Here is a 5732-nt window from a genome sequence, read left to right as displayed (position 1 = left end):
GATGTTGATTTTCAAGGCGCAAAATCAAAAGATCGCAGCGTTCCGCAGCTCCTACATTGTTCAGGCGCGAATAAAGGCTAAAAGATCCGCGTTGATCGTCTCTGCCTCCGTCGTCGGCATCCCGTGCGGGAACCCCGGATACGATTTCAGCGTGCCATTGGGCAGCAACTTCGCCGACAACGGCCCCGAATCCGCATACGGCACTATCTGATCATCCTCGCCATGCATCACCAGCACCGGCACCGTGACCTTCTTCAAGTCCTCGGTGAAATCCGTCTGCGAAAACGCCACGATCCCGTCGTAATGCGCCTTCGCTCCGCCGATCATGCCCTGACGCCACCAGTTGGCAATAATCCCCTCCGATGGCGTGGCCCCGGGCCGGTTGTAGCCATAAAACGGCCCGGTCGGAATGTCGCGATAAAACTGCGCGCGATTCGCCGCCAGTTGCGCCTGAAAGTCATCGAATACCGACTTCGGCAGCCCGCCCGGATTGCTCTCGGTCTGTACCATCAACGGTGGCACCGCACTGATCAGCACGCCTTTGGCCACATTGTCCTGGCCATGCCGGGCGATGTAATGAATCACCTCACCGCCACCGGTCGAGTGGCCGACATGCACAACGTTCTTCAGACCCAGATGATTGACCACCGCCAGCGTATCGTCGGCGTAATGGTCCATATCGTGGCCGTCCCAGACCTGGCTCGAACGCCCATGCCCACGTCGATCATGGGCAATCACCCGAAAGCCTTTGCCGAGAAAAAACAGCATCTGCGCATCCCAATCGTCCGAGCTGAGCGGCCAGCCGTGGTGGAAGTGGATCACCGGCGCGTCTTTCGGGCCCCAGTCCTTGTAGAAAATCTCGACGCCGTCTTTGCTGGTGACAAATCCCATGTTCGCAACTCCAGACCAATCTGATGGATAACCCGCGCGGTAATCGCGGACCGGTTTCGTTCATGACGAGTTTTCTACTGCGCAGGCTCAGTGCGAGCCGTTATCAACTGTAGGATTAAAGTCGACATCTGCATGACCGGTGGTCGCAACGTCTGGCTTCGTGCGCAAATTAGGCTTTGCTGAAAGGGATAAGCCGAGGCGCGCGTAGGCTTTGATGGCCACAGCGGCGCCCCTTCAGAACACCGTGAGTCTGAGGAATTTCCCCGATGCTGACCTTGAATATCAATGGCAAGGATCAGGAGCTCGATGTCCCCGCGGACATGCCGTTGCTCTGGGTCCTGCGCGATGTCGCGCACCTGACCGGCACCAAATTCGGCTGTGGCATGGCCCAGTGCGGGGCCTGCACCGTGCACGTTGACGGGGCGCCGTTGCGCGCCTGCATCACCCCCGCAACAGCTGTGGCCCACGGCCAGAAAATTCTCACCATCGAAGGCCTGTCCACCGACGGTTCGCACCCGGTGCAGCAGGCCTGGGCCGAACTCGACGTGGTGCAGTGTGGTTATTGCCAGTCGGGACAGATCATGTCTGCCGCAGCCTTATTGGCGAAAATCCCCAAACCCACCGACAGCGATATCGATCAGGCGCTCTCCGGCAATATTTGCCGCTGCGGCACCTATCCCCGCATTCGCGCAGCGGTTAAGCGTGCGTCGGAAATCGGCTGATTCAATCTGTGGGAGATAAACGATGAACAGTCCTGTATCGCGTCGGGGATTTCTCAAGGGCAGCGCCGTGTTGGGCGGCGGGTTGGTGGTGGCGTTTGTCGTCCCTGGCGGCCACAAGTTTGCCTATGCAGCAGAGAATGAAGGCAAGGTGTTTGCGCCGAACGCATTTTTGCGAATAGCGGCGGACAACAGCGTCACGGTTTTGCTGGGGCATTCGGAAATGGGCCAGGGCATCTGGACCGGCCTGACCATGTTGATTGCCGAAGAGCTGGACGCGGACTGGTCGAAGATCCGCGTCGAACACTCGCCGGCGTCAGCGGCGGATTACGGCATGCCGGGGTTTGGCGGCATGCAGATTACCGGCGGCTCGACGTCGACGTGGATGGAGTTTGACCGCTATCGACTGGCAGGCGCGACCGCTCGGCAAATGCTGGTGGAGACGGCGGCGAAACGTTTTGAAGTGGCGCCGTCAGCGATTCGCACCGAATCGGGCGTGGTCATCGCAGGCGATAAACGTGCGACGTACGGCGAGCTGGCGGACGCCGCCGGGCAACTGCCGGTGCCGGATCCGAAGTCGATCACTTTCAAGGAAGCCAAGGACTGGAAAATTATCGGCAAACCGACCAAACGCCTCGATACCCCGGAGAAAATCACCGGTCGCGCCAAGTTCGGCATGGATGTGCAGTTTGAAGGCCTGATGACGGCGATGGTTGCGCGCCCACCGGTATTCGGTGCCAGCGTTAAATCCTTCGAAGGTGCTGAGGCGCTGGCGGTGCCGGGCGTGCACAAAGTGGTGCAGGTGCCGAGCGGGGTCGCGGTGATTGCTGATCATTACTGGGCGGCGAAACTGGGCCGTGATGCGCTGAAAGTCGATTGGGAATTGGGGCCGAATGCGGACCTGAGCAGCGAGAAACTGCTGGCGAGCTTCCGTAAATTGGCCACGACACAAGGCACGTCGGCGAGTCAGGCCGGGGATGCCAAGGGCAGTTTTGGCAAAGCGGCGAAGAAGATCGATGTCGAATACAGCGTGCCGTATCTGGCTCATGCGCCGATGGAACCGCTCAATTGCACGGTGAAAATCAGCGCCGAGAAATGCGAAATCTGGACCGGCACGCAGTTTCAGACGCTCGATCAAATGGTCGCCGGCAAGATCACCGGGCTGAAACCGGAGCAGGTCGAGATTCACACCGAGTTCCTGGGTGGCGGTTTTGGACGTCGGGCCAACCCGACTTCAGACTTTGTCGCCGAAGCCGTGCAAGTGGCGAAAGCCGCGGCCATGCCGGTGAAAACCGTATGGTCGCGGGAAGACGATATTCGTGGCGGTTACTACCGTTCGATGTTCCTGCATCAGGCGCGGATCGGGCTCGGTGCCGATGGCCTGCCGTCGAGCTGGCAGCATGTATTGGTCGGGCAGTCGATCATGGCCGGCACGATGCTGGAAAAAACCATGGTCAAGAACGGCGTTGATGCAACGTCGGTCGAAGGCGTTTCCGACAGCCCTTATGTCAAAGGCCTGGCCAATCACCAGGTCGATCTGCATTCGCCGCAAACCGGCATCAATGTGCTGTGGCTGCGCTCGGTGGGCCATAGCCATACCGGTTTTGTCATGGAATCGCTGATCGATGAAATGGCCACAGCGGCGGGCAAGGATCCGGTGGAGTACCGACGAACCTTGCTCAAGGACCATCCTCGGCATTTGGGCGTGCTCAATCTGGCGGTGGAAAAAGCCAACTGGAAAGCCCCGCTGCCGGACGGCCATGCGTTGGGGGTGGCGGTGCACGAGTCGTTCGGCAGTTACGTGGCGCAGGTCGCCGAGGTCTCACAGGACAATCTGACGATTCGCGTGCATCGCGTGGTCTGTGCGGTGGATTGCGGGATCGCGGTGAATCCGCAGAGCATCGCTGCGCAGATGGAATCGTGCATCACCTTTGGGCTGGGCATGGCGTTGCACAGCAAACTGACGCTCAAGGACGGCGCGGTCGTGCAGTCGAACTATCACGATTATCAGGTGCTGCGGCTCAACGAGATGCCGGTGGTGGAAGTGCACATCGTGCCCAGCAGCGACAAACCCGGCGGCATCGGCGAGGCCGGTGTGCCGCCGACCGCGCCGGCGGTGGCCAACGCGGTGTTCGCCCTGACCGGGCAGCGCCTGCGCGAGTTGCCGCTGCAACTGTCGGGGGTGTGAGATGAAACGACATCTAGTGTTGGGCACGGTGATTTTGCTGGGGCTGGGCGGTTATGCCTCGGACCTGTTTGCCGATGATCAGGAAGCGCTGAAGGCGTTCGGCACGGTGCAGAAAGTCTTTCAGAGCCCGCGTTGCCAGAACTGCCATATTCCCGGTGATTCACCGTTGCAGTTCGACGCCGGTATCCCCCATGCGATGAGCGTGGTGCGCGGCATGGACGGCAAGGGTGCGGCCGGTTTGCCCTGTGCAACCTGTCACGCGGAAAACAATCCGCCGGCCAGTTACGGCCCGCATGCGCCCCCGGGGGCGCCGCACTGGAGCCTGCCGCCGGCGGCGCACAAAATGGCCTGGATCGGCCTGCCACCGGACAAACTCTGCGCGATGATCAAGGATCGCTCCAGCAACGGCGATCGCGACTTTGCCGCGCTGATCAAGCACGTCAGCGAAGACAAACTGGTGCTCTGGGGCTGGAATCCCGGGGCAGGGCGCGCGCCGGTGCCAGTGCCGCACGATGTTTTTGTCGCGCAATTCAAGCTCTGGGCCGATGCGGGCGGGCCGTGTCCGGTGGCGGGGATCTGACGGGGTGAAGCCTCGCTGATTTGCGCTACGCTCAAGTGCATTGATGACAATGGAGTGTGCTGATGCTGGTTCCAGGAAAACCCGCCAATGAAGCTGCGCGGATTCAGGTGTTGCACGGCCTCGACCTGCTTGATTCGGCGCCGGAGGAGCGTTTTGATCGGCTGACGCGGTTGGCCAAGCGCCTGTTCAATGTGCCGATTGCGCTGGTGACGCTGGTCGATAAGGATCGCCAATGGTTCAAGTCCTGCGTGGGGCTCGATGCCACGGAAACGTCGCGGGATGTGTCATTTTGCGGTCACGCGATCCTTCAGAACGAACTCCTGCTGGTACCCGATGCCCGCGAGGATGTGCGCTTCCATGACAACCCGCTGGTGACCGGCGCACCGAACATTCGCTTCTACGCCGGTTACCCGCTGACCGTGCCCAACGGCAATAAAATGGGCACGCTGTGCCTGATCGACACCAAGCCCCGCGACCTCGACGATGAAGAGCGCGCGCTGTTGCGTGATCTGGCCGAGATGGCCGAGCAAGAGCTGACCGCCGTGCAGATGGCGAGCATGGACGAGCTGACGCTGCTGTCCAACCGTCGCGGCTTCAAGCAACTGGCACAGCATGCGCTGGACGCCTGTGCACGGCTGGAGCGGCCAGCGACGTTGTTGTTTTTTGATCTCAATGACTTCAAGCAAATCAATGATCTGTATGGGCATGCCGAGGGCGACAGTGCGCTGAAGACCTTTGCTGATGTGTTGCGCATAGCCTTTCGCGAGAGCGATGTGGTCGGGCGACTGGGTGGGGATGAGTTTGTCGCGTTGCTGACGGGGTCGAGCCATATCGAAACCAACGCGATCATGGCGCGGCTCAAGGAGATTCTTGAAGAGCGTAATGCCACGCTGCACCGCGGGTATGCGATTCGCTTCAGCGTGGGCCAGATCGAATACGACGCCAAACGCCATGAGACCGTGGACCGGTTGTTGGCGGACGCCGATGGGGCGATGTATGCGCACAAGCAGGCCCTGAAGCGCTGTTAGTTCGGGCCTCATCGCTGGCAAGCCAGCTCCCACAGGGATCTGCAGTGAACCGGGATTTGTGAACACCCGAGAAACCTGTGGGAGCTGGCTTGCCAGCGATGGCGTCCGCACATTCAACATCGTCATCGGCTGACCCACCGCCATCGCGAGCAGGCTCACTCCCACAATGGTGTCGGGTGTTCTCAAAATCCCGATTCACCACAAATCGATGTGGGAGCGAGCTTGCTCGCGAAGAGGCCGGCACAGGCATTATCTCCGGTGACTGATACACCGCCTTCGCGAGCAGGCTCGCTTGTATGGTAGGACTTGAAGGGAGGAGGAGGGAC

5 protein-coding genes are annotated in these 5732 nt (G+C 60.5%); 4 read left to right on the top strand and 1 reads right to left on the bottom strand.

All coding sequences use genetic code 11. From position 1 onward, the window contains the following. Nucleotides 1–60: 60 nt before the first annotated feature. Nucleotides 61–891, bottom strand: a complete 831-nt coding sequence (locus ACW9IR_RS28485; RefSeq protein WP_457465951.1) for an alpha/beta fold hydrolase — start codon at nucleotides 889–891, stop codon at nucleotides 61–63. Between the two features lie 266 nt (nucleotides 892–1157). On the opposite strand from ACW9IR_RS28485, the gene ACW9IR_RS28480 reads away from it, so the two are divergent. The 4 genes from ACW9IR_RS28480 to ACW9IR_RS28465 all read left to right on the top strand — a co-directional run bounded on the left by ACW9IR_RS28480 (nucleotide 1158) and on the right by ACW9IR_RS28465 (nucleotide 5406). Beyond that, complete coding sequence (locus tag ACW9IR_RS28480) at nucleotides 1158–1613, top strand: (2Fe-2S)-binding protein (RefSeq protein ID WP_003224136.1); 456 nt, start codon at nucleotides 1158–1160, stop codon at nucleotides 1611–1613. Nucleotides 1614–1635: 22 nt separating this feature from the next. Further along, entirely contained in the window at nucleotides 1636–3798 is a 2163-nt protein-coding gene (locus ACW9IR_RS28475; RefSeq protein ID WP_457465949.1) for a molybdopterin cofactor-binding domain-containing protein, read from the top strand. Between the two features lies 1 nt (nucleotide 3799). Continuing rightward, entirely contained in the window at nucleotides 3800–4378 is a 579-nt protein-coding gene (locus tag ACW9IR_RS28470) for a hypothetical protein (protein ID WP_110719914.1), read from the top strand. A gap of 62 nt (nucleotides 4379–4440) precedes the next feature. Continuing rightward, a complete protein-coding gene (locus ACW9IR_RS28465) occupies nucleotides 4441–5406 on the top strand; it encodes a sensor domain-containing diguanylate cyclase (RefSeq protein ID WP_110719913.1) in 966 nt (321 codons plus the stop codon). The last annotated feature ends 326 nt before the right edge of the window (nucleotides 5407–5732 follow it).

Source organism: Pseudomonas sp. SDT291_1_S447 (assembly GCF_054070155.1).
The sequence above is the reverse complement of the archived record's forward strand: the minus strand, read 5'-3'. Positions and strand labels throughout refer to the sequence as shown.

Coding starts and splice junctions, on each gene's coding strand:
- ACW9IR_RS28465 (WP_110719913.1), top strand. CDS start 4,441: ATGCTGGTTCCAGGAAAACCCGCCAATGAAGCTGCGCGGATTCAGGTG.
- ACW9IR_RS28475 (WP_457465949.1), top strand. CDS start 1,636: ATGAACAGTCCTGTATCGCGTCGGGGATTTCTCAAGGGCAGCGCCGTG.
- ACW9IR_RS28485 (WP_457465951.1), bottom strand. CDS start 891: ATGGGATTTGTCACCAGCAAAGACGGCGTCGAGATTTTCTACAAGGAC.
- ACW9IR_RS28470 (WP_110719914.1), top strand. CDS start 3,800: ATGAAACGACATCTAGTGTTGGGCACGGTGATTTTGCTGGGGCTGGGC.
- ACW9IR_RS28480 (WP_003224136.1), top strand. CDS start 1,158: ATGCTGACCTTGAATATCAATGGCAAGGATCAGGAGCTCGATGTCCCC.